At 72.4% G+C, this 22,411-nt stretch carries 19 protein-coding genes and 1 pseudogene; 10 read left to right on the top strand and 10 right to left on the bottom strand.

The genetic code is table 11. The features are described from left to right. Positions 1 to 49: 49 nt before the first annotated feature. Positions 50 to 1,000: a signal peptidase II gene (locus tag ACFWHU_RS26270; RefSeq protein ID WP_387227686.1), complete on the bottom strand. Its 951-nt coding sequence runs from the start codon at positions 998 to 1,000 to the stop codon at positions 50 to 52. Between the two features lie 110 nt (positions 1,001 to 1,110). Continuing rightward, complete coding sequence (locus tag ACFWHU_RS26265) at positions 1,111 to 3,120, bottom strand: HelD family protein (protein WP_387227911.1); 2,010 nt, start codon at positions 3,118 to 3,120, stop codon at positions 1,111 to 1,113. Between the two features lie 493 nt (positions 3,121 to 3,613). Between ACFWHU_RS26265 and ACFWHU_RS26260 the strand changes: the two genes are divergently transcribed. Both ACFWHU_RS26260 and ACFWHU_RS26255 read left to right on the top strand, forming a co-directional pair. Continuing rightward, positions 3,614 to 3,823 carry a hypothetical protein gene (locus ACFWHU_RS26260; RefSeq protein ID WP_385796601.1) on the top strand — a complete coding sequence of 70 codons (210 nt, stop codon included), beginning with the start codon at positions 3,614 to 3,616 and terminating at the stop codon, positions 3,821 to 3,823. Between the two features lie 94 nt (positions 3,824 to 3,917). Further along, positions 3,918 to 5,201 carry a glycosyltransferase 87 family protein gene (locus tag ACFWHU_RS26255; protein ID WP_387227683.1) on the top strand — a complete coding sequence of 428 codons (1,284 nt, stop codon included), beginning with the start codon at positions 3,918 to 3,920 and terminating at the stop codon, positions 5,199 to 5,201. Here the strand turns inward: ACFWHU_RS26255 and ACFWHU_RS26250 are convergent. After that, positions 5,159 to 6,802 carry a DNA repair helicase XPB gene (locus tag ACFWHU_RS26250; protein WP_385796606.1) on the bottom strand — a complete coding sequence of 548 codons (1,644 nt, stop codon included), beginning with the start codon at positions 6,800 to 6,802 and terminating at the stop codon, positions 5,159 to 5,161. The genes ACFWHU_RS26255 and ACFWHU_RS26250 overlap by 43 nt on opposite strands. 222 nt (positions 6,803 to 7,024) lie before the next feature. Between ACFWHU_RS26250 and ACFWHU_RS26245 the strand changes: the two genes are divergently transcribed. After that, positions 7,025 to 7,789 (top strand): VanZ family protein, encoded by a 765-nt coding sequence (locus ACFWHU_RS26245; RefSeq protein ID WP_387227681.1) that lies wholly within the window; start codon positions 7,025 to 7,027, stop codon positions 7,787 to 7,789. Between the two features lie 12 nt (positions 7,790 to 7,801). Here ACFWHU_RS26245 and ACFWHU_RS26240 read toward each other — a convergent pair whose 3' ends face one another. Further along, positions 7,802 to 10,345, bottom strand: coding sequence for a helicase-associated domain-containing protein (locus ACFWHU_RS26240; RefSeq protein ID WP_385796610.1), 2,544 nt, complete (start codon positions 10,343 to 10,345; stop codon positions 7,802 to 7,804). A gap of 408 nt (positions 10,346 to 10,753) precedes the next feature. On the opposite strand from ACFWHU_RS26240, the pseudogene ACFWHU_RS26235 reads away from it, so the two are divergent. The 4 genes and pseudogenes from ACFWHU_RS26235 to ACFWHU_RS26220 form a co-directional block, all read left to right on the top strand. Next, positions 10,754 to 11,662 (top strand): annotated as a pseudogene (locus tag ACFWHU_RS26235) (nitroreductase/quinone reductase family protein); the annotation flags it as partial. Between the two features lie 30 nt (positions 11,663 to 11,692). Beyond that, positions 11,693 to 12,127, top strand: coding sequence for a VOC family protein (locus ACFWHU_RS26230; protein ID WP_385796656.1), 435 nt, complete (start codon positions 11,693 to 11,695; stop codon positions 12,125 to 12,127). 90 nt (positions 12,128 to 12,217) lie between these two features. Further along, positions 12,218 to 13,300 carry a hypothetical protein gene (locus ACFWHU_RS26225; RefSeq protein WP_387227678.1) on the top strand — a complete coding sequence of 361 codons (1,083 nt, stop codon included), beginning with the start codon at positions 12,218 to 12,220 and terminating at the stop codon, positions 13,298 to 13,300. 188 nt (positions 13,301 to 13,488) lie between these two features. Further along, positions 13,489 to 14,064: a hypothetical protein gene (locus ACFWHU_RS26220; protein WP_387227676.1), complete on the top strand. Its 576-nt coding sequence runs from the start codon at positions 13,489 to 13,491 to the stop codon at positions 14,062 to 14,064. Positions 14,065 to 14,270: 206 nt separating this feature from the next. On the opposite strand, the gene ACFWHU_RS26215 is transcribed toward ACFWHU_RS26220, so the two are convergent. Genes ACFWHU_RS26215 through ACFWHU_RS26205 form a run of 3 tightly spaced genes read right to left on the bottom strand, consistent with a single transcriptional unit; the run spans position 14,271 to position 17,286 of the window. Continuing rightward, positions 14,271 to 15,149: an ABC transporter ATP-binding protein gene (locus ACFWHU_RS26215; RefSeq protein ID WP_387227909.1), complete on the bottom strand. Its 879-nt coding sequence runs from the start codon at positions 15,147 to 15,149 to the stop codon at positions 14,271 to 14,273. Positions 15,150 to 15,151: 2 nt separating this feature from the next. Further along, complete coding sequence (locus ACFWHU_RS26210) at positions 15,152 to 16,252, bottom strand: FecCD family ABC transporter permease (protein ID WP_385796617.1); 1,101 nt, start codon at positions 16,250 to 16,252, stop codon at positions 15,152 to 15,154. Then, positions 16,249 to 17,286, bottom strand: a complete 1,038-nt coding sequence (locus tag ACFWHU_RS26205; protein ID WP_385796619.1) for a FecCD family ABC transporter permease — start codon at positions 17,284 to 17,286, stop codon at positions 16,249 to 16,251. The genes ACFWHU_RS26210 and ACFWHU_RS26205 overlap by 4 nt, the downstream gene beginning before the upstream one ends. Positions 17,287 to 17,458: 172 nt before the next feature. Between ACFWHU_RS26205 and ACFWHU_RS26200 the strand changes: the two genes are divergently transcribed. After that, the gene (locus tag ACFWHU_RS26200; protein ID WP_387227672.1) at positions 17,459 to 18,127 is read left to right on the top strand and encodes an HAD family hydrolase; all 669 of its coding nucleotides are present in this window, start codon (positions 17,459 to 17,461) and stop codon (positions 18,125 to 18,127) included. On the opposite strand, the gene ACFWHU_RS26195 is transcribed toward ACFWHU_RS26200, so the two are convergent. After that, positions 18,094 to 18,309 (bottom strand): hypothetical protein, encoded by a 216-nt coding sequence (locus tag ACFWHU_RS26195; RefSeq protein ID WP_385796660.1) that lies wholly within the window; start codon positions 18,307 to 18,309, stop codon positions 18,094 to 18,096. The two genes, ACFWHU_RS26200 and ACFWHU_RS26195, sit on opposite strands and share 34 nt — an antisense overlap. Before the next feature lie 257 nt (positions 18,310 to 18,566). On the opposite strand from ACFWHU_RS26195, the gene ACFWHU_RS26190 reads away from it, so the two are divergent. Then, positions 18,567 to 18,950 (top strand): cold-shock protein, encoded by a 384-nt coding sequence (locus ACFWHU_RS26190; RefSeq protein ID WP_308354223.1) that lies wholly within the window; start codon positions 18,567 to 18,569, stop codon positions 18,948 to 18,950. A 126-nt stretch (positions 18,951 to 19,076) separates the two neighbouring features. Here ACFWHU_RS26190 and ACFWHU_RS26185 read toward each other — a convergent pair whose 3' ends face one another. Next, a complete protein-coding gene (locus ACFWHU_RS26185; protein ID WP_387227670.1) occupies positions 19,077 to 20,465 on the bottom strand; it encodes a serine hydrolase domain-containing protein in 1,389 nt (462 codons plus the stop codon). A 145-nt stretch (positions 20,466 to 20,610) separates the two neighbouring features. Here ACFWHU_RS26185 and ACFWHU_RS26180 point away from each other — a divergent pair, with 145 nt between their 5' ends. Next, a complete protein-coding gene (locus ACFWHU_RS26180; protein ID WP_387227668.1) occupies positions 20,611 to 21,336 on the top strand; it encodes a TetR/AcrR family transcriptional regulator in 726 nt (241 codons plus the stop codon). 39 nt (positions 21,337 to 21,375) lie between these two features. Here ACFWHU_RS26180 and ACFWHU_RS26175 read toward each other — a convergent pair whose 3' ends face one another. Beyond that, complete coding sequence (locus ACFWHU_RS26175; RefSeq protein ID WP_387227666.1) at positions 21,376 to 22,404, bottom strand: questin oxidase family protein; 1,029 nt, start codon at positions 22,402 to 22,404, stop codon at positions 21,376 to 21,378. Positions 22,405 to 22,411: the final 7 nt, after the last annotated feature.

Here is a 22,411-nt window from a genome sequence, read left to right as displayed (position 1 = left end):
TCAATCGCCGGACGGGCTGCGTATGGAGGCCGTCCGGCGATTGACGGGGTCAGTCCGCCGTGTTGTCGACGGTGTCGCGGTCGACCGCCTCTATGCCCTTGAACGACAGCACCACGATGCTCACCGCTCCCGCGAAGATCCCGATGTCGGCGACGTTGCCGACGAAGAAGCCCGCGTAGTCGATGAAGTCGACCACGTGGCCGCGCGCGAATCCGGGCTCGCGGAAGAGGCGGTCGCCGAAGTGGGACGTGGCGCCGCCGAGGAGGAGCCCGAGCGCGTACGCCCACGGGGTGGAGCGCACGCGCCACGCGTACCAGGCGATGGCGACGACGGCGACCCCGGCGAAGATCGTGAAGACCCAGGTCACGCCGGTGCCCATGGAGAAGGCGGCGCCGGGGTTGTAGACGAGCCAGAAGCGGATGACGTCGCCGACGACGTCGATCGACTCCGAGTCCCCCAACGCCCCGACGGCCCACCACTTGGATGCCTGATCGACGAGCAGCAGCACGACGGCGACACCGAGAGTGGACCAGAACAGCCGACGGGTGGGGGCCGCGGGGGCGCCGGGTGCGGGTGCGGTGTCGCTCGTGTCCGGGCCGGCGGCGCTCTCCGCGCCGACTGCGCCGGGCGCGTTCGTCGCACTGCCTGTGTCGCCGCTTGCGCCGACGGCTGTGGCGTGATGCACGCCGACGTCGGCCCCGTCCGGCGCGGCTGTGCCGGCGGCCACACCCTCCGCGCTGACCAGGTCGGGCCCGTTCGCATCCGCCGTCCCGGCCGGGTCGGCGGATGCCGTACCGACGCCCGCGCTGTCCGCGCCGACTGCGTCGGGTGCCGCCGTGTCCGCTGTCCCTGCCGGGGTGGGTGCTTCCGGCGCGTTTGCCGCGCCGGGCGAACCGATCGCTCGATCCCTGCCGACGCCGGCCGGGGCGCCCGTGTCGTCGACCCCGGCAGCACCGGCGGCGGCGGTCGTGCGGGCCCCGTCTGCCGCGTTCGCCGACATCGCCGCCCCGCCCGGCGCGGCAGCCGGGCCCGGCGCCCCCGGGGTATCCGTCGCAGACACCGTTTTCGCCGCATCGGGCTCATCGTTCGAATTCACTCCGACAGTGTCGCCTACCCGGCCTGCCCCGCCCAGGCGGTGTCCAGCTGGTGCGGCAGTGGGGCGCCGTGGATCACCGTCAGGCCCGAGACCGCGCGCGTCAGTGCCACGTACAGGCGGCGCAGGCCCGTGCGTTCGTCCGGTTCGCCCGTGACCACCGCCGACGGCTCGTCCAGGACCACGTAGTCGTACTCCAGGCCCTTCGCCAGCGACGCCGGGACCAGGGTCAGGCGGGAGGCCGCCGTCGTCTCCTCGCCCGGGGCGAGGTACGCCAGGCCCGCCGCCGACAGCGCGGCGGCCAGCGCCGGGATACGGGCGTCCGCCGCGATCAGGCCGATCGAGCCCTCGTGCCGCAGCGACTCCCCGCAGGCCCCGACGACCGCCGCGTCCAAGGTGGCCGCCTCCACCGCGCGTACCTCCAGCGAGCCCGGCGACTCACGTACCGACGCCACCTCCGTCAGCCCCGGCGAGATCGCGGGCAGCAGGCGCGACGCGTAGGCGATCACCTCGCGCGGCACGCGGAAACCGGCCGTCAGTTCCTCCACCACCGCCTCCGGCTTGCCCAGATGCGCCAGCGCCTCCGCCCAACTCGCCGTCGCCCAGGGTGTCGTGCCCTGCGCGAGGTCCCCGAGCACCGTCGCCGAGCCGGTCGAGCAGCGCCGGCCCACCGCCCGGTACTGCATCGGCGACAGGTCCTGCGCCTCGTCCAGTACGACGTGGCCGAGCGAGTGCGTACGGGACACCAGGTCGTTCGCCTCGTCGATCAGCACCGCGTCCGCAGACGACCACTTCGCCGTCTTCAGGCTGCGCGGCGGCTTCGTCCACAGCAGGACCTTCTGTTCGTCGTCCGTCAGCAGCCCCTGCGCGTGCTCGGCGAGGAAGTCCGCGTCGGAGAGCAGCCGCAGCACCAGCTTCGCCGGATCGACGGCGGGCCACATCGCCTTCACGGCCGCCTTCACCGCGGGGTTACGGGCCACCGCGTCCTGCACCCGGTCGTCGGGGGCCTCGCCGGATCTCTCCATCTGTACGAGCACGGCGTGCGCGATGCGCTGCGGCAGGGCGTCGTGCGCGGCGCCGTAGCGGATGTCGCGGTCCAGCAACTCCCGTACCAGTTCTTCGAGTTCGTACGCCGACAGCCGCCAGCGCCGGGAGCCGCGCACCACCATCACCGGCTCCGTGGGCAGCGTGACGTGCGAACGGACCGCCCGGCGCAGCACCCGCGCCATCCGTGCGTCGCCCTTGACGACCGCCGTCGCCGCGCTGTCCGCGCCCAGCACCCGCACCTGGCCGGGCCCCGACGCCACCAGCTCGTCGACGGTCGCCTGCTTGACCTCCAACTCGCCCAGCGCGGGGAGCACTTGCTCGATGTAGTGGAGGAAGGAGGCGTTCGGTCCGATGACCAGCGTGCCGGTACGGGCCAGCCGCTCGCGGTGCGCGTACAGCAGATACGCCACCCGGTGCAGGCCCACCGCTGTCTTTCCGGTGCCGGGGCCGCCCTGTACGCAGACGGATCCGCCGAGCCCGGACCGGACGATCTCGTCCTGCTCGGGCTGGATCGTCGCGACGATGTCGCGCATCGGGCCGACGCGCGGGCGCTCGATCTCGGCCTGGAGGAGCTTGCTGGAGTGGGCCGCCTCCGTCGGGTCGGAGAGGTGTTCGTCCTCGTACGCGGTCAGTTCGCCGGCCGTGTAGCCGAAGCGGCGGCGCAGGCCGACGTCCAGCGGGTTCTTCTTGGACGCCTGGTAGAAGGGCTGTGAGACGGGCGCGCGCCAGTCGATGACCATCGGGTCGCCGTCGGCGTCGTGGACGTGCCGTCGGCCGATGTAGAAGCGCTCGCCCTCGGCGCCCTCGGCCTCGTCGGCGCCGACCGCGTGTTCGTAGTCGAGGCGGCCGAAGAAGAGCGGGGTGTGGGACAGGTCGGCGAGCGCCTTGATGCGGTCCTCGATCTGCGCTCCGAGGACGGCGGCGTTGACCCAGTTCGCCGTCACGTCGCGGATGTCGAGGGACTGGACGTCCTCGCGCATGGAGCGCAGGGCGGCGCGGGAGGCCCCGAGATGGGCGCGCTCGCGGGCGAGCGGATCGGTCGGGGTGTCGATGGCCGTGGCCGACTGGGTCGGGGCCTCGGGCGGTGCGGGGTCGTGCGCGGACACGGTGGTGCCTCCGGATGTACGCAGGCCGACGGGCCGCGACCCGGTGGTGGCGGGGTGGCGGCGGCCGGGTGTCGGCGGTGGATCACGTCAGGGCAGCCGCCCGGTTTCCGACCGGGCGGCAGCGCTCCTCGGAGGGAGGCGGGAGAAGAGGGCGATTGTAGTCAGCGGGTGGCGGTGGGGCGAACGGGTTTTCCGGGGCCGCTCCGCATGCCGGTCGGCATCGGCCCGCGTCCGTCCCCGGTCGAGGTCAGGGGCGGGGACGTAGTCCCCGTAGGGGATGCCGTATCCCCGGAGGCGTACGGAACGGCTCAGCCGATTCCCCCTGCGGAGCGATGTGCCGCGGTCGCGCGAGGCGCACCATTGAAGTATGAGTACAGCGACATTCACCCCCATCCCGACCGTGGACGTCGGCCCGCCGCACAGCGGGGCGACGGCGCTCGGTTCCGCCCCTCACTCCGGCCCGCGCCCCCCGCACCGCGTCGGCAGCGCGCTGCGGGCGGTCAAGGTCTTCGTGACCGCCGCGTTCAGCGTGGCCGTCCTCGGTGAGTACGGAGAGGAGGCGGGCATCATGCGCTGAGCACGCACGTCCGTAGGTCCGCACGTACATCCGCACACCTCCGCGCGACTGACCGGCACCTTGGCATGCGCCCCGATCGGCTAATGTCGCGGCCGTGACGCACCCGACCGTGACTGTCCGGTCACTCCTCGCAGTTGGCGCACTCGTCCTGTCGCTGACGGCACTCACCGCACTCACCGCGCTCTGCCCGGCCCAGTACGCCCTGCTCGCTCAGCCGATCCCCGTGGCCGAGCGCTTCGCGGTCACCGAGTGGCGACTGCCCGCCACCTCGCCGCCGTTCGCCGCGATCCTGTTCGTCCCGGCCACCTGGCTCCCGGTCGCCACGCTCAAGGCCGTTGTCGTCGTGGGCAACGTGCTGCTTCTCGCCCTGCTCGTCCGGCTGTCCTGGCGATTCGTCGCCCGGCGCCCCACCACCGCCACCGACCCCGTCCCCACGTCCGCGCCCGCCACCTCCGCCACACCCCAGCTGTCCGTTCCCGTTGCTGTTCCCCTTTCCGTTCTCGTCGCCGTCGGGCTGTGGCTCGAACCGGTCTTCCGGACCGTCCTCCACGGAGAGATCAGCCTCGCGCTGGCCTGCCTCATCCTCTGGGACCTGACGCGGCCGGACCACGCGCTCGGCAAGGGCTTCGCCATCGGTATCGCGGCGGGAGTCGAGCTGACCCCCGCCCTCTTCATCGCCTATCTGCTGCTGACGGGCAGGCCCGGCGACGTACGCGCCGGGCTCACCGCCCTGGCGTCGCTCATCGGCACGATGCTGCTGGGCGCCCTCGTCCTCCCGCGGTCCAGCCTCGACTTCTGGACGCTACGGGTCTTCGGGGCCGGCCGGCCGGGCGAGGCGTGGAGCGCCGACAACCAGTCGCTGCAAGGGCTGTTCGCCCGCGCGCTGCACACGCCCGAGCCGGGCGTCGGCTGGGCGGTCGCCTGCGTCGTCATCACGTTCGCCGGCCTGTGGCTGGCGCGAAGGGCCGTCGTGCGGGCGGGACATGAGGCATGGGGCGTGCTGGCCATCGCGCTGACCGCGCTGCTCGTGTCACCGGTCAGCTGGTCCCACCACTGGGTGTGGTGCGTGCCGCTGCTGGCCGTCCTGTTCGCGGAGGGCCGGTGGCGTACGGCGGCGGCGGTCGCGCTGGTCTTCTCGGCGCGGACCTTCCTCCTCGTACCGCACGAAGGCGGGGCGGAGCTTCAACTGCCCTGGTGGCAGCAGGTGCCGGCCTCGCCGTACCCACTGCTGGCGCTCGCGGTGCTCGCCGCCCTCGCGTACGGGTTGTACCGCCATCGCCGCCACCGCCGTAAGACGGTCCCGCGGCTCGCGCCCGTCCGCCCTCTTCCGCTCTCTCAGCTGCCGGCCAGCAACTCGTCCGCGTCCACGATGCGGTAGGCGTACCCCTGCTCCGCGAGGAAGCGCTGACGGTGCGCCGCGAAGTCCTGGTCGATCGTGTCGCGGGCCACCACCGAGTAGAAGCGCGCCTCGTGGCCGTCCGCCTTCGGCCGGAGCACCCGGCCCAGCCGCTGCGCCTCCTCCTGGCGGGAGCCGAACGTGCCCGACACCTGGATGGCGACCGTCGCCTCCGGCAGATCGATCGAGAAGTTCGCGACCTTCGACACGACGAGCACCGAGATCTCACCCTGCCGGAACGCCTCGAACAGCTTCTCCCGCTGCGCGTTGCTCGTCTCGCCCTTGATCACCGGGGCGTCCAGATGCTCGCCCAGCTCGTCGAGCTGGTCGATGTACTGGCCGATGACCAGCGTCTGCTCGCCCTTGTGCTTACGGACCAGGGCCTCCGTCACCTTGCGCTTGGTCGCCGTCGTCGCGCAGAAGCGGTACTTCTCCTCCTGCTCGGCCGTCGCGTACGCCAGGCGCTCGCTGTCGGTGAGATTGACCCGTACCTCGACACAGTCCGCGGGCGCGATGTAGCCCTGCGCCTCGATCTCCTTCCACGGCGCGTCGAAACGCTTCGGCCCGATGAGCGAGAAGACGTCCGACTCGCGGCCGTCCTCCCGTACGAGCGTCGCCGTCAGCCCGAGCCGGCGCCGCGCCTGGAGGTCGGCGGTGAACTTGAAGACGGGCGCGGGCAGCAGATGCACCTCGTCGTAGACGATCAGACCCCAGTCGCGGGAGTCGAACAGCTCCAGATGCGGATAGACGCCCTTACGGCGGACCGTGAGGACCTGGTACGTCGCGATCGTGACCGGGCGGATCTCCTTGCGCGTACCGCTGTACTCGCCGATCTCCTCCTCGGTCAGGGACGTGCGCCTGATCAGCTCGTGCTTCCACTGCCGGGCGGAGACGGTGTTGGTGACGAGGATCAGCGTCGTCGCCTTCGCCTGCGCCATCGCGCCCGCGCCGACGAGCGTCTTGCCCGCCCCGCACGGCAGCACGACGACCCCGGAGCCGCCGTGCCAGAAGCCCTCGACAGCCTGCTTCTGATACGGCCGCAGCGACCACTCGCGCTCGTCCAGCTCGATCGCGTGTGCCTCGCCGTCCACATATCCGGCCAGGTCCTCCGCCGGCCAGCCCAGCTTCAGCAGCGTCTGCTTGATCTGCCCGCGCTCGGAGGGGTGCACGGCGACGGAGTCCGGGTCGATCCGCGCACCGACGAGCGGCTGGACCTTCTTCGACCGCAGGATCTCCTCGAGAACCGGCCGGTCGGTGCTGGTCAGGACGAGCCCGTGGGTGGGGTGCTTGGACAGCGTGAGCCGCCCGTACCTGGCCATGGTCTCGGCGACGTCCACGAGCAGCGCGTGTGGCACCGGGTAGCGCGAGAACGCCACGAGCGCGTCGACGACCTGCTCGGCGTCGTGCCCGGCGGCCCGCGCGTTCCACAGCCCGAGCGGGGTCAGCCGGTACGTATGGATGTGCTCGGGCGCCCGCTCCAGCTCGGCGAAGGGCGCGATGGCCCGCCGACAGGCGTCGGCCTGCTCGTGATCCACCTCCAGCAGCAACGTTTTGTCACTCTGGACGATGAGAGGTCCGTTCACAGCAGCGCCTTTCCGTCCTTCGTACGGCCACTTCCCACGGCCAAACGTCCAGTGTGGCGCATCGCCGGTGGTTTCGTGGCGGGGGTGCGTACGTGGGCCGGTCGGGGGCAAGCGCGGCGTATGGCCGCTGAAATGGAACGGACGGGTGGGCGGGGCACCGCCCGCGGGGTGGATGCATCGGGGAACGCGACGTCGACCTGGAGTACGTCATGGGGCGGAGCCGTGTTGCGCGTGGTCATTCTGGCCGTCGCGCTCATGCTGCTCGTCGCCTTCGCCGCCGTTCTCGCGGAGTTGACGCTCACCCCGTCACCCGCGTCGTCGGAGATCGCCGGGTCCAATCTCCAGCCGGGGCATTCGCTGCGCCAGTACGCCGAGGACTACACCTTCCTCGCCGCCTGCAAGCAGGTCGGCGGCAACGTGCTGATGGGCGCGCCGTTCGGGCTGCTGCTGCCGGTGCTGGTGCCGCGCAGGTTCCGGATGCTGCGGGTGATGGCGCTGACCGTCGTCATGATGACCGTGGTGGAGCTGGCGCAGGGCGCGATCGTCGAGGGCCGGGCCTTCGACGTGGACGACGTGATCATGAACACGAGCGGTGCGTTCCTCGCGTATCTGCTGGTCGGCCGCCGGTTCAGCCACCGCTTCCACACGCTGGGGTTCCGCTCGCTGGAGGCGCAGGCCCGGCGTGAGCGGGAGCGCGAGGAAGAGCGCGAGCAGGAGCGGCGCGAGCGGGCGGCGGAGAAGAAGGCCCGGCGCGCCGGTGTGGGCACGCGCACGACCGGTCGCGCGCCGTGGACCGAGCGCGTGCGGTCCGCGGTGAGGCGCGAGCCCGTGGGGGCGAAGAAGCCGGCGGCTCCGGCCAGGAAGACCGCGGCCAAGAAGCCCACGGCCAACAGGACCACGGCCAAGAAGTCCGCCGCGAAGAAGACCACGACGGCGAAGAAGCCCGCGGCGAAGAAGACCACGATCACGAAGAAGAACCCGAAGTAGCCCCCGGCGGGGCTACGCCGGGTCGTCCGCCAGCTCCGACACACCCGTGATGCGGTGCAGCGGGTACGTGCGGACCTCGTCCGCCGTGTGGTCGTACGCCGTCACGAAGCCGCCCTCGACCCGCACGGGTGCGATCACCCGCTGGCTCGCCGCGCCCTCCGCGTTCACGTAGCCGATCCACAGTGCCGAGCCCGTCAGCGCGGCGGCCTGGACCGTCGCCAGGGTCTCGGCCGACGTGGTGCGGGGCAGGTCGCCGCGTGCCGGCGCCGCCTCGGCCGGTTCGGGGAGCGTCTTGCGTACGACGGTCGCCGCCTGGTCGCCGGCCCGGATTGCCCGTACCGCCGCGCCGAGCAGTGTCGGCGCGGGCACCGGCGGGCCGTCCGGTACGGGGACCGGCGGCGTACGCGGCGGGGTGCGGTGCGCGTGGGCGCGGGTGACCAGCACGTCGCCCTCCGCGGACTCGGCGGCCGGTGCGAGGCCCATCGCGCGCAGCCCGTCCAGCAGCGTCGTCGGGTCGGCCTGGGCCGCCAGGACGGTGGGCGCGAGGCGGCGCAGCCGCAGGCCCTGGGAGCGCCGGTCGGCCAGGATCTCGTCCAGGACGGCCTCGTCGTCGCAGCGCACGTACGCCGACGCGGAGCCGATCCGCAGATGCCCGTGGCGGCGCGCCATGTCGTCGATGAGATAGCTGAGCGGCTGCGGTACCGGCGTACGGCTGTGGGCCGCCAGGAACGCGTGCAGGTCGGACGCGGACTGCCCGGCGTCCAGCGCGCGGCGTACGGACGCGGGCGTGAAGCGGTAGACGGTGGCGCCGCCCCGCGACTCGATGTCGGCGATCACGGACAGCGTCTCGGCGAGCGGACGCAGCAGCGGCCCGGGGGCGACGGCGGTGAGGTCGGCCTGGAGGAGGACGTGGTCGAGGGGTTCGGGGAGGTGGGGGGCGAGGGCGCGGGCGGCGTGCAGACCGGCGGCGGGGAGATCCGCGCCGGTGGCCGCCCGGGAGGCCGGTTTCGGGAACGCGCCCATCGCCCCGCCGGCCACCGCGTCGGGGGCGATCAGCGCGCGGCCGTGCGACGACAGCGCGCCGCGGCCGGTCACGCCCAGCATTTCCGCCTCGTTCAGGGTCCACGCGGCGATGCGCGCCCGCAGGTCCTCGGGCCGGCCGGCCACCGCGCCGCGCAGCGGGCGCTCCCAGCGCAGCCGGGCCAGCACGCTCTCCGGATCGGGGGCGGTGCCGTTCGGGAGGCTCGCGAGCAGGTCCAGTACGTGGCGCCGTACCTCCGGCGCGGCGCCGCGGTCCAGGTCGGGACCGAGCGCGGCGAGCGTACGGCCCTTGCTGTCCTGGCCGCCGACGAGGCCCGACGTGCGGGTGGCGCCGAGCCAGGCCGTGGCCAGTCTGGCCCACCGTTCGGCCGGGGGCAGGTCGGGCCACTGGTCGTAGGCGGGCGTCGGCGCGTACCGCTCGCCGGCCTCGCCGTCCGCCGCCAACAGCCCTGCCGCGTAGGCGAGTTCGACCCAGAAGGCGGCCACGGGCTCGCTGACGTCCAGCGCGGTGGCGGTGCGCTTGAGATCGCGTACGGAGAGACCGCCGGCGCGAAGGACGTTCGGGCCGCCCTCGTTCCACTCCTTGGCCAGCTCCTCGATCGTCTCCAGCGCGGTGTACGCCTGCGCCGCCGCCGCGCTGTCCACAACCTGTGGACGACCGGCGGCCGTCGAGGCCGCCGACGACGTCGAGGGATGCGGCAGGATCGCCGGCGGCTCCGGCTCGGCGATCCGGTGCGCGCGGCCCCCGCGCAGATGCAGCGCGGCCTCGCGCGGCAGCACGACGGTGCGCGTGGAGGTCGGCAGCAGCAGCCCGTGGTCCCGCAGCCACTGCACGGGCGGCGCCGGCTTCGAGGTGATCTCGCCGTACGGCGGCCCCCACACCAGCCGGTCGAGAACGGTCAGCGCGTCGGGCGGGGCGGTGTCGAGCAGCGCCGCCATGCGGGTGCGGTCGGTGAAGAGCGCGGCCAGTGCGGTGACCGCCGAGACCGGGTCGTGCGTGGACGGCAGACCGGCGGTGGTGATGATCTCCTGGATCCGGCCGGGCGACATCCCCGCCGTGGCCTCGGCGACGGTCGGCCCGAGCCCGGTCGGGGAGGGGTGGTTGGGGGACGGGGCCAGGATCTCGCGGGCCGTACGCACCAGCCGCAGCCGGTCGTCGGCTCCCCAGATCAGCGCCTGCTCGCGCAGCGCGGCGACGGCGCGCGGCAGGGCCGCCTCGACGCCCGGTTCACCCTCGTCGCCGGTCATCAGGGCCAGGAGGGCCTCGTACGGCGCGGGGTCGGTCGAGGCCGCCAGCGCCTCGGCGGCCTGGAGCGTGAAACGGTCCAGCCGCTCCAGCGCCCGCATCACGGAGGCGCGGGTGCCGGCCCGGGTGGCGAGCTGGCTGAGGTCGTTCGGTACGGGGCTCAGCAGGTCGGGACGCGTGCGCAGCAGAGCGGCCAGCGCGTCGTCGTCGCGGGTGCGCAGGGCCTCCGCGAGCGTACGCGGTGGCGTTCCGCCGGTTCGTTCGGACACGTGCGCCTCCAGGGGCGGCTAGCTGATTCCCATCCGCCCCACGTTAGCCCCTGCGGGGCGCCGGGCCCGGGTGGTGGCCGTCGGGGCCGTGCGGCGCGGTGCGGGGGAGGGCGCCCGAGGCTTGTTGACAGGTGGCGGGCGGCTGCATGTAATGGACGCGGTGCCGCGTGGTGCCGGCCGAAGAGCAGTGGGCGGGCCGGTGACCGGGCGAGCGCCCTTCATTCAGGGGATCCGCCATGAGTACGTACTCCGCGACCCGTATGTGACCTCGTACATGACGTAGCCGCGCGCGAACGAGCGCCGCCGCACGTCGCCTCTCATCCTTCGCGGCCGGTTCCGGCCTTCGCGGCGCCGTCACGCGTGCCGCGCGTCCGAGAGCCGCCCTCATCCTCCGGAGAACACACACGCATGCCCACATCGTTCAATGAATCCGTCATCGAGGAGTTCCGCGCCAACGAGGGGAAGGTCGGCGGCCCCTTCGAAGGCGGCAACCTGCTCCTGCTGACCACCACCGGCGCGAAGTCGGGAACCGCCAGGACCACTCCCCTCGGGTACGTACGCCACGGCGGCTCGCTCCTGCTCGTCGCCTCCAACCTCGGTGCCCCCGACGACCCCGACTGGTACCGCAACCTGCTCGCCCACCCCGTGGTCGGCGTCGAGATCGGCACCCGCGCCTACCAGGCACTCGCGATCCCGGCCGAAGGGACCAGGCGCGACGAGCTGTTCGCGCACGTCGTACGCGAGGCTCCCGGCTACGGCGACTACCAGACCGCCACCACCCGCACCCTGCCGGTCGTGGTGCTGGAGCCCGCCGAGCCGGACGACGGGAGCCCGCGCGAGGTGCGGACCCTCGCCGACAAGATCTTGGAAGTTCATGACCAACTGCGCCTCCAGCTGCGGCTGGTGACCGCCGACGTCGACGCGCACTTCGCCGCGCTCGCCGCCCACGAGGGTCCCGGCGGGCCGCCGGCGCCGGGTCTCGGGTTGCAGATCCGGCAGCGCTGCCTGGCGTTCTGCCAGGCGCTGGAGTTCCACCACACCGGCGAGGACGGGCACTTGTTCCCCGGGATCGCCCACTACCACCCGCATCTGACCGATGTCTTCGACCGGCTGCGCGCCGAACACCGCACGGTCGCCCGCGTCCAGGAGGGGCTGGTGGCGCTGCTCGCCGACATCGGCGCCGCCGATCCGCCGCGGTTCCGCGCCGAGTTGGCGCGGATGACGACGGAGCTGACCGCGCACCTCGACTACGAGGAGGAGGCGATCCTTCCTCTCGTGGCGGACGTGCCGTGGCCGCCGGCCGGACCGGGGCCGGAACCTGTGCCCGAGCCGGCTCCCCAACCAGTGCTGCGCGTGAAGGACTTCGACCATCTCGTGCTCAACGTCCGTGACGTGGAGCGCGCCTTGGACTTCTACTGCGGGCCGCTCGGCCTGGCGCCGGTCCGGGTGGACGAGTGGCGGGCGGGGAAGGTCCCGTTCCCTTCGGTGCGGGTCGGCCGGACCACGATCATCGACCTGTTCGCGCGCCCGCCCGGGGATTCGGGGGAGTCGAACGTCGATCACATCTGCCTGGTGGTCGAGCCGTTGGACTGGCGGGAGGTGATGGACGCGGGGACCTTCACCGTGCTCGAAGGACCGGTCGAGCGCTTCGGCGCCCGGGGCGACGCGCAGTCAATCTACGTACGGGATCCGGACGGCAACACCGTTGAGCTGCGCTGGTATCCGCAGGACGTACCGCGTGACGCGCCACAGGACGTGACACGGGACGCCGTTACGGGCTGACCCCGCCGTGCCGCACGCGCCGTACTGGACGTACGGGGACGAGCGCGACACCATCGGCCCCAGGTACGGCGCGCATGTGCGGAGGGCAGTGTGGGGATCGAGAGCGACCAGCTCGTCTACGACTATCTGAGCCGGGTGGGGGACGTGGCCCAGCAGCGGCAGTTGCCCTCCGGCGACCGGATGAGACTCGTCTCCGAGCTGCGCGGCGAGATCGACAAGCAGCGGGGGAAGTTCGGCGGCGACAGCCCCGCCGCCGTCCGCCGCATCCTGGGTCGGCTCGGTTCGCCGGACCAGGTGGTGGGCGCGGCGGCGTCGGGCGGTACGTTCGCCGACCGGCGGCCGTCGCCGGATCCGTCACCCGAGCCGTCTCCCGGGCCCCGGTCCGGGCCCACGCTTCCCAAGCAGCGCGGCAAGCGGGGGCGCGGGCTGGGTCTCGGGCTCGGGCGGCGGCCGGACGGGCCGTCGCTGCCGAAGCAGAAGCGCCGGTCCGCTCCTGAGGCGCCCGCCGAGCCCACCGCCCTCCCGCCGCATCTGGCTCCCATGCACGAACTCGGCGAGTCCGGCGGCGAACCCGACTGGTGGCGCGTCGACGCCGGCCCGATGGGCGAGGCGACCGGTGTCTCCGGGTTCGTCGGCGGCGTCGAGATCCCCGAGATACTGAAGCCGCCGCCGACGCCCGAGGAGCGCGCCGAGAAGGCCCGGCTCGAGGCGGAGGCGGAGGCGGCCGAGGGGGCCGGCGCGGTGGAGGTGGCCCAGACGCCCCAACGGCGCGGGCCGCTGTCACGACTGCGCCCACGCGGCAAGAAGACGGCCCCCGCCCCCGGCGCGGGTCCCGGGCTGCGGCTTACCAACCCGTTCCTCCTGCTGGCCGCCGCCCTTCTCGTCGCCGGCGCGGTCCTCGGCTCCTGGCTGGCGCTCGCCGGCGGCTGGGTCCTCGCGTACGCCTCACGCCGGCTGTCGCGCTTCGAGGCGAAGCTGGCGGTCTTCGGCTTGCCGATTGTGGCCGTGGTCGGGGGCGGGATCTGGCTCTGGGGCCGTACGACGGAACGCTGGGGCGAGCCCATCCCGGACGGCACGATGGCCGACGCGATCTCGTCGACCTGGCCGCTGGTGATCCGCGTGGCGGCGGTCAGCTCGGCCCTCTTCCTGATCTGGCGCTCCCGCCGAAGCTGAGGCGTGGGCGTGGTGGGTTCAACTCGCGCGGCGGCGGAGAGTGGGTTCCGTCGCGGCAGGTCACCCAACCTCCTTACCAAAACTACGCTGTTTCATCACGTAATCGTCACAACCGGAGCATGTCCGGGTCTGTGGGCAATCGTGGTCGCTACGGTCATCCCTCCACGAATCAGTTCTTGGGGGGACACATGAGCCACAATCCACCGCAGGGCCCGACTCAGCCGTGGGGACAGCCACCCCAGCCGTTCGGGCCGCCGCCAACCCCCCTGACGACACGGCCCCGTTGGGCACGTAAGCGTGTCGTCATCCCCGCCGCGGTCATCCTGTTCGGCATCGGGGGTGCGGCGGGCGCCTCAGGGAACACCGATGCCGACGCCACCGCGAAGTCCGAGCCCGGCCCCACCGTGACGGTCACGGTGAAACCCGCCGCGCCCGCCTCGGACGAGGAGCCGGCGCCCGAGGTCACCGTCACCAAGACGGTCACGGAGAAGCCCAAGGCCAAGCCGAAACCGAAGGTTGTCGGCATCCCCGGGGATGGCACGTTCGTCGTCGGCGACGAGGTGAAACCCGGCACGTACAAGACGTCGGGTCCCGCCGACTCCGCCTTCCCGAACTGCTACTGGGCGCGGCTGAAGAGCACGACGGGCGACTTCGAGGACATCATCGCCAACGGGAATCCGCAAGGTCAGACCACCATCACCATCGCCGGTGGAGACGGGGCGTTCCAGACCTCCGGGTGCGGGGAATGGAAGAAAACCGGCTGACACCCCGACAAGCAGAGGCCCCGCCAGCCCCGTGAGGGACGAGCGGGGCTTCGTGCCGCCCGGCCGCGTGAAACGGCTACGCCACGCCCCCCGCCGGCACACGCCGCGCGCCCGCGCTACGGAGCAGCTCCCGATCGTCCTCGATCCGCAACCGCACAGGGAGGCTCAACGCCTCCGACGACCGGGGGCCCACCGTCGCGCAGCGGCTACGCCACGTCCGACCCGTCCCCCGGCCGGTACGGCGCCCCGGGGACCACCAGTGGCGACCCCGTCACCGGGTCCGGGACCACCACCGATTCGAGGCCGAACACCTCCCGTACGAGCTCCGCCGTGACGACCTCGCCCGGCTGCCCCTCCGCGACGATCCGGCCCTCCTTCATGGCCACCAGGTGATCGGCGTACCGCGCCGCCTGGTTGAGGTCGTGGAGCACGATCAGGACCGTGCGGCCCTGGTCGTGGTTGAGCCGCCGCACCAGGTCGAGGACCTCCACCTGGTGCGCGATGTCCAGGAACGTCGTCGGCTCGTCCAGCAGCAGCAGATCCGTCTCCTGCGCCAGCGCCATCGCGATCCATACGCGCTGCCGCTGCCCGCCCGACAGCTCGTCGACCGACCGCTCGGCCAGCTCGGTCACGTCCGTACGCGCCATCGCGTCCGTGACGGCCCGCTCGTCCTCCTCCGACCACTGCTGCCACCAGCGCTGATGCGGCTGGCGCCCGCGCGAGACCAGATCGGCGACGGTGATCGCCTCGGGTGCGACCGGCGACTGCGGCAGCAGGCCGATCGACTGCGCGATCCTCCGTGTCGGGATGCTCGCCAGCTCCGCGCCGTCCAGCAGCACCGAACCGCTCTTCGGCTTCATCAGCCGCCCGAGCGCGCGCAGCGTGGTCGACTTGCCGCACGCGTTGGGGCCGACGATCACGGTCACCCGCCCGTCGGGAACGGCCAGTTCGAGATCGTGGACGACCATGCGGTCGTCGTAGGCGAGCGTCAGCTCGTGGGCCGCGAGCCGGCTCGCGCCGATCTCCCGCGCCGTCGTCCGGCCACCGATGCCGGTGCCGGTGCCCGTGCCCGTGTCTGCGCCCATACTCATGCTCCAGCTCCTGCGGTACGGCTGCGGATGATCAGCCAGATCAGATACGGGGCACCGATCGCCGCCGTGAGCACGCCCACGGGCAGCTCGGTGGGCGCGAACAGCTTGCGCGCGAAGAGGTCGGCGAGCACGACGATCACCGCGCCGAGCAGCGCGGAGCAGAGCAGCGGGATCTGCGCCGTACGCGTCATCCGCCGCGCGATCTGCGGTGCGAGCAGCGCGACGAAGTCCACCGGCCCCGCCGTGCCGGTCGCGACGGAGGCCAGCACCACGCCGAGCAGGACGAGCCCGAGCCGTACGTGCCCCAGGCGCACGCCGAGCGCGGTGGCGGTCCCGTCGTCCAGGGACACCGTGCGCTGGGCGTACGCCGCCCATGCCACCGCCGGCAGCAGGATCAGCAGCACCCAGCCGAGCGGCGCGGCCTCGTCCCAGCCCCGGCCGTTGAGCGAGCCCGTCATCCACACCTGGGCCTGCTGTGCGACCAGATAGTCGCCCTTCGTCATGAAGAGCGTGGTGAGCGAGCGCAGGGCGATCGCGAAGCCGATGCCGATGAGTACGAAGCGGGTGGCGTGCAGCCCGCCGCGCCAGGCGAAGACGTACACGAGCACGGCGGCCAGCATGCCGCCCGTGACCGAGAGGTAGGGCAGGACGGTGAACGACGTGACGCCGTACGTCATCGCGAAGACCGTCAGCGCGCTCGCGCCCTGTGTGACACCGATGATGTCCGGGCTGGCGAGCGGGTTGCGGGCGACGGTCTGGATGAGCGCGCCGGAGACGCCGAAGGCGGCGCCGACGAGGAGACCGACCACCATGCGCGGCATCCGCAGCGTGCCGACGACCAGTTCGTCCGACGACGGCTGTCCGAGGATCACCTTCAGGACCTCGGCGGGGGCGACGAAGCTCTCACCGACGCTGAGGTAGGCGACGCAGACCAGCGAGAGCAGCACCGCGAGGGCGCAGGCGACGACCGCCGCGCGCCGGTGCACGAGGAACGACACGCGCCGGGTGCCCAGCCGGGTGCGTACGAGCGAGTATCCGGCGGGCCGCACCCCGGCGCCCTTGGCGACCACTTTCCGGTCGGCTGTGGCCGTACTCATGCCGGTACCGCCTTCCTGCGTACGAGAGCGACCAGGAACGGCACACCGAGCAGCGCCGTCATCACGCCCGCGGGCACCTCGCCCGGCGGGAACAGGACACGGCCGAGCACATCCGCCACGAGCAGCATCACCGGTCCGACGAGCGCGGCCATCGGCATCAGCCAGCGGTGGTCGTTGCCGACGATCGCGCGGGCGATGTGGGGGACGGCGAGGCCGATGAACGCGATCGGCCCGGCCGCCGCTACACCGACCCCGACGAGTACGGTCGCGCCGACGCCGCCCACGACACGGACGGCTCCGACGTTCTGCCCGAGGCCCTTCGCGACGTCCTCACCGAGCGCGAGTGCGTCGAGCCCGCGCGCGACGCTCACCACCAGGACCGTGCCGACGAGGAGGAACGGCCAGACCTGGCCGACGAGTTCGGCGTCCCGGCCGGCGACCGACCCCACCTGCCAGAAGCGGAACTCGTCCAGCGCGGCGGCCCGCGTCGTCAGGATGCCCATCGTCACGGACACCAGCAGCGCGTTGATCGCGGCGCCGCCGAGGGCGAGTTTGACGGGGGTCGCGCCGCCCCTGCCGCGCGAGGCGATGGCGTACACGGCGACCGAGGCGACGCCCGCGCCGGCGAACGCGAACCACACGTATCCGGTCAGCGTGTGCACCCCGGCGAAGGCGATGGCCATGACGACGCCGACCGCCGCGCCCTGGCTGATACCGAGGATGCCGGGGTCGGCGATGGGGTTGCGGGTGATGCCCTGGAGGACCGTACCGGCGAGTGCGAGCGCGGCACCGACCATCAGGCCGACGACGGTACGGGGCACCCGCAGCTGCCGTACGACCTCGGCGTCCTCGCTGTGACCCCCGTTGAGCAGGGCGTCGAACACGGCGCCCGGCGCGACGGCGCGGGCCCCGACCGCGAGGCTGAGCAGGACGGCGAGCAGCAGGGCCGCGGCGGCGACCGTCGTCCAGCCGATGCGGCGGGCGACGAGGACGCGTCTGGTGCGGTGGGTCGTCGGGACGGCGGCGGCTGTCATCGGGACCAATCGGGTGCTGGGCTCCGGGGCCACGACGGCGGGGCGGGACGTGGCGTGGCCGGCGAGGCATGGCTTGAGGCGTGGCTTCGGGCGTGGCTTGGTAAGGCTTGGCTAAGTCTAAGCGTCGAGATCAGGCCACCGACCGGCGGAGGGGTCCGGGCACAATGCTTGTATGACTTCGCTCCCGACCCCGCCCCTGTCCGTCGGTCCCGACCGGCCGCTGACGGTCGGCTTCGATCTCGACATGACGCTCATCGACTCCCGGCCCGGCATCCACGCCGCCTACCTCGCGCTCTCGGCCGAGACCGGTGTCCCGATCGACGCCGATCTGGCCGTGACCAGGCTGGGGCCGCCGCTCGACGAGGAACTGGCGCACTGGTTCCCGGCGGACCGCATCGCGGCGATGGGTGACCGGTACCGGGAGATCTATCCCACTCACGCCATCGCGCCGACGCTGCTGATGGCCGGGGCCCGTGAGGCCGTCGCCGCCGTTCAGGCGCTCGGCGGGCGGGTGATCGTGGTGACGGCGAAGCACGAGCCGAACGCGAAGCTGCATCTCGCGCACCTCGGTGTGGAACCGGACGCGGTCATCGGTTGGCTCTGGGCGGAAGCGAAGGCGGGGGCGCTGCGCGAGCACGGCGCGAGCGTGTACGTGGGCGACCACACGGGTGATGTACGCGGTGCCCGTACGGCCGGCGCGCTCTCCGTCGCGGTGCCGACCGGCCCCTGCGCCGAGGACGAACTGCGGGCGGCGGGCGCGGACGTGGTGCTGCCGGACCTGCTGGCGTTCCCGGAGTGGCTGCGCGCCTACGTGGCGGAGCCCGCCGCCGACTTGGCCTGACGGCGCTGCGCGGCGATCGACCGCAGGAGCCCGGCGCCGGCGATCACGAAGCCGACGGCCATGAGCATGCAGAGCGCGTAGACGGCGGTCGGGAACGGGTCCGTTCCGAGGAACAGTGGGGCCACCGTGACCAGTGTGGCGACCGCGCCGACGATGAAGACGATCGCGCCGATCCGCACCAGCCGGTCGCCGGGACCGGCCTGTTGGGCGCGCCGTTCGGACGTGGGATCCGGCGCGGGTTCCGTCGAGGGCGATGAAGGAGTAGCAGTCACTCCACCAGGGTAGTTCCATGCGGACAGGAACCAACCGGCGACGTCTTGTCACCAGCCCCTGGACCATTAGCCTTGGGGATGGCGGGTCGTCCGACCCGCTGTAGTGCTATCCAGAGCCGTTTTTGTGCGCGCCAGCGCCCCCAACACATATGAGGACGAGGACAGACGTGCCTACCGGCCAGGTCAAGTGGTTCAACCGCGAGAAGGGCTTCGGCTTTCTCTCCCGTGACGACGGCGGCGACGTCTTCGTCCACTCATCGGTCCTCCCTGCCGGAGTCGAGGCACTGAAGCCGGGCCAGCGCGTCGAGTTCGGCGTCGTCGCGGGTCAACGTGGTGACCAGGCCCTCTCGGTCACGGTCCTCGACCCGGCCCCGTCGGTGGCGGCGGCCCAGCGCCGCAAGCCCGACGAACTGGCCTCGATCGTCCAGGACCTGACGACGCTCCTGGAGAGCATCACGCCCGTGCTGGAGCGGGGCAGATACCCGGACAAGTCGCAGGGCGCGAACATCGCGGGCCTGCTGCGCGCGGTGGCGGACCAGCTCGACGTCTAGGCCCTGTCCGACGGACAGGACCCAGCCCCTGTCGGACGGATCCCGCCGGGCTCATGTGCCCTGGTGCCCTGGCACCGTGAGCCCGGCTTCCCCCTCCCGTCCATGACCCGGCCACGGCCCTCCGCGTCACGCGACCTTGGGGCCGCAGCGCATACCGATGTACACGCACCCCGTGCCGTCCCGCAGGGTGTCGAAGACCACGGGCATGTAGTCCTCGCTGAACGCGGCGCCCACCCCCGTACCGGCGAAGACCGTCTCCGTCACCGGCACCAGATCGATCTCCAGGGGCTCGGAGAAGTCCTTCATGCCGTCGACGAACTCGTACACCGCGTGCCCCGCGCCGTCCCGTTCGGTCACGGTGATGACCACGCCCTCGCGCCGGTACGTGCCGACGAGCGGCCCGAAGTCGACCGCGGGCGGCTCGGCCGGCGGGGCGAAGGGCTCCGGCATCGTCACCCCGGCCAACTCGGCGAGCAGTTCGCGGTAGAGCGCCGCGTACAGCTCACGCGCACCCCCGCCGTTGGTCAGCAGCGCGACCGCGACCCCCGCCGACGGCACCACGCGCAGATAGCCGTACTGCCCGATCGAGGCGCCGTCGTGCCCGTAACCGCGCACGCCGTCCCAGTCGTACAAGGTCCAGCCCAGGCCCCAACCGTCCGCGCTGACCGTCCACTTGTCGGGTGAGTCGACCACGCGCCGCTGCATCAGCGCGACCGACTCCTCGGACAGCACGCGGGTGCCGTCCCGCGCCACACCGCCGTCGAGGTGCATCCGCGCGAGCCGCGCGAGGTCCCCGGCCGAGGCGATGACCCTGCCGTACGGGCCCGCCGAGCGCGGCATCAGGTCCCAGGACGGCGCCGGGTCCGGGTCCTGGCCGGCCTCGCCCAGGTGTCCCATCGCCGCACGGAAACGCAGCGCCTCCTCCGGCAGCGTCATCGTGTGCGCGAGGCCGAGCGGGGTCAGGACCAGATCCTTCAGCGCCTCGTCCCAGACCTTGCCGGTGACCACCTCGACGATCCGGCCGAGCACGTTGTAGCCGACGCTGCTGTACGAGATCGCGGTGCCGGGCGGGCAGTCGAGCGCGACGTCCTTCGCGGCCTCCACGTACTTGGCCAGGCAGTCGTCGCCGCGTCCGCTGTCATGGGTGAAGTCGCAGGTGAGGCCGCTGGTGTGGCTGAGCAGTTGCCGTGTGGTGATCGCCTTCGTCGCCTCGGGGTCGGCGACCGAGAACTCCGGCAGGACGTCCACGACCGGTGCGTCCAGGTCCAGTTGACCCGATTCGGCGAGCCGCATGATCAGGGTGGCGGTGTAGACCTTCGCGATCGAGCCCATCTGGAAGACGGAGTCGGTCGTGGCCTCCACGCCCGTTCCGCGGTGCAGTACGCCACTGGCCAGCTCGTGAACGGTCCCGTCGACGAGCACCGCCAGCGACGCGCCCGGAACGTGGTGTCCGGCGCGCAGTGCGTCGAGTCGGGCCTGCCAGTGGCCGAGGTCCAGGCTCACGTTCTCCGACATGTTCGCTCCCCATCGATGCGTGACGCGTATGCGTACGGCGTTCCCGTTGCGAACACTGTACGCACGGCGTAACGCTGCACGCAACATGCGTACAGCGTGCGCTATCGTGGGGGAGAAATGGCGGGACGAGCAGGGACGAGGGCGTATGCCGACCGACGAGAATCCGATCGCATCGGTGTGGACCCGTCCGCGCCGCCCGCAGCGCAGGCAGCTGACCCGCGAACAGATCGTGACCGCGGCCATCGAACTGCTGGACGCGGAAGGCGTCGAGGCGCTCAGCATGCGCAATCTCGGCACCCGCCTGGACGCCGCGGCCACGTCCCTCTACCGGCACGTGGCCAACAAGGACGAACTGATCGAGCTGGTCGTGGACGAGGTCTACGGCGAACTGGACGTACCGGCCACCGCGACCGCCACCCACTGGCGCGCCACCGTCACCCGCACCGCCACCGCCCTGCGCGCGATGACTCTGCGCCACCCCTGGATCGCCCCCGAACTCGGCCAGGTCGGCCTGGTCCACATCGGCCCGAACGCCATGCGGATGTCGTCGGGCCTGCTGGCACAGTTCGAGGCGGCGGGCTTCCCCGCGAACGAGAAGGACCAGGCCGTGGGAACGCTCACGGCGTACGTCATCGGAATCGCGACCTCCGAGGCCGCGTACCTCTCACTGATCGCCCGCAGCGGCAAGACCGAACAGGAGTGGGTGGCAGACCTCCGGCCGGCCTTCGACGAGACGTCAAGGGACCACCCGCGACTCCGCGAGGGGGACTCGGCCCAACAGGACGTACACCCACGCGAAATCCGCGACGCCGACTTCGACTACGGCCTCAACCGCGTCCTGGACGGCCTGACATCCCGCCTCGGAGCCTGAGGCAGGACATCTCTACGAGCTTCAGTACGAGTTCAGCCCTCAGTAGATCAGCGGTTCGCTCAGGTCGATCGCGCGCAGTGCGGCCGTCAGTGCCCGTTCGTCGCCCACGTCCAGCGCCGTGTCCGCGAACTTGATGACGTGCTCGTCGCCGTGGGCCAGGGCGCGTTCGAGGACCTCTTCGGCCGTCGTGTCCGGGGCGGGGGTGTACGGGGCCGGGTGGGAAGGGGCGTACATCGATGTGACCGCCGCCGAGGCCGTCCAGGCCGCGTGCAGGCTCGGGACCCACAGGGCGCGGGGGAGGGCGGGCAGGGTGCGCAGTACGGCGTTCGGGGCCGTTGCCGCGTGGACCAGCATCGTCTCGTCGCCGTGGCCGTGGGTGGCGTAGCGGTGGGTCGCCGCGGCCACCAGGGACGTCAGCCGGCGCCGTGCCTCGTCCGGGTCGGTGACGTCCGCCGACCAGACCGGCAGCCGGTCGACCCGGGCGAGCCGGTCCCTGAAGCCGCCCTGGAAGTCGCCGATCGCGGGTACGGCCTCCAGCGCGCCGTCGGCGTCCGGGGCGCCGGCGAGTGGGGTGGTGCCGGGGACCGTGTGGTGCCGGGCGGCCCAGTAGCCGAGTCCGTGGGCGAGTTCGGTGAGGCGCGGCCCGTTCTCGCCGCTCTCCGTGATGACGCGTACGGCGTGGCCGACCCGGATCACCGGGTGGGTGGCCCCGCCGTACATTCCCGGCAGCAGCCGGGGCCACCACTCGGCGAGCACGTCACGCCAGGGACGTTCGTCGATCGCGCGCAGGAAGTAGCCGATCCAGTCCGCCCCCCGGCGCGTATCGCCCAGCGCCTCCCGCCAGTTGGCGTCGGTCACGGGGGACACCGGGGTGGGGAAGTCGTCGAGTCGGACCTGGTAGGCGTCCAGCCACCGGTGCACGGCCGACGACCGCCCGTGCGTGGCGAGCGCCTCGACCACCATGGGGGCGTGGTTGGTCAGGCGCCACTCGTAGATCTCGGGACCGGAGGCGTGCAGCCGCCCCAGGGCCTCTTCCAGGACACCGCTCGTGTTCGCGTCGTTGGTCATGGGTGTG

Source organism: Streptomyces sp. NPDC060366 (assembly GCF_042725135.1).
Taxonomy (GTDB): domain Bacteria; phylum Actinomycetota; class Actinomycetes; order Streptomycetales; family Streptomycetaceae; genus Streptomyces.
This window is presented reverse-complemented; position numbering and strand designations above follow the sequence as displayed.

What these genes read in the sequence shown, in the direction of transcription:
- ACFWHU_RS26185 (WP_387227670.1), bottom strand. Translation starts at nt 20,465, where the DNA reads ATGTCGGAGAACGTGAGCCTGGACCTCGGCCACTGGCAGGCCCGACTC.
- ACFWHU_RS26180 (WP_387227668.1), top strand. Translation starts at nt 20,611, where the DNA reads ATGCCGACCGACGAGAATCCGATCGCATCGGTGTGGACCCGTCCGCGC.
- ACFWHU_RS26175 (WP_387227666.1), bottom strand. Translation starts at nt 22,404, where the DNA reads ATGACCAACGACGCGAACACGAGCGGTGTCCTGGAAGAGGCCCTGGGG.
- ACFWHU_RS26200 (WP_387227672.1), top strand. Translation starts at nt 17,459, where the DNA reads ATGACTTCGCTCCCGACCCCGCCCCTGTCCGTCGGTCCCGACCGGCCG.
- ACFWHU_RS26215 (WP_387227909.1), bottom strand. Translation starts at nt 15,149, where the DNA reads ATGGGCGCAGACACGGGCACGGGCACCGGCACCGGCATCGGTGGCCGG.
- ACFWHU_RS26205 (WP_385796619.1), bottom strand. Translation starts at nt 17,286, where the DNA reads ATGACAGCCGCCGCCGTCCCGACGACCCACCGCACCAGACGCGTCCTC.
- ACFWHU_RS26270 (WP_387227686.1), bottom strand. Translation starts at nt 1,000, where the DNA reads ATGTCGGCGAACGCGGCAGACGGGGCCCGCACGACCGCCGCCGCCGGT.
- ACFWHU_RS26220 (WP_387227676.1), top strand. Translation starts at nt 13,489, where the DNA reads ATGAGCCACAATCCACCGCAGGGCCCGACTCAGCCGTGGGGACAGCCA.
- ACFWHU_RS26210 (WP_385796617.1), bottom strand. Translation starts at nt 16,252, where the DNA reads ATGAGTACGGCCACAGCCGACCGGAAAGTGGTCGCCAAGGGCGCCGGG.
- ACFWHU_RS26260 (WP_385796601.1), top strand. Translation starts at nt 3,614, where the DNA reads ATGAGTACAGCGACATTCACCCCCATCCCGACCGTGGACGTCGGCCCG.
- ACFWHU_RS26265 (WP_387227911.1), bottom strand. Translation starts at nt 3,120, where the DNA reads ATGCGCGAGGACGTCCAGTCCCTCGACATCCGCGACGTGACGGCGAAC.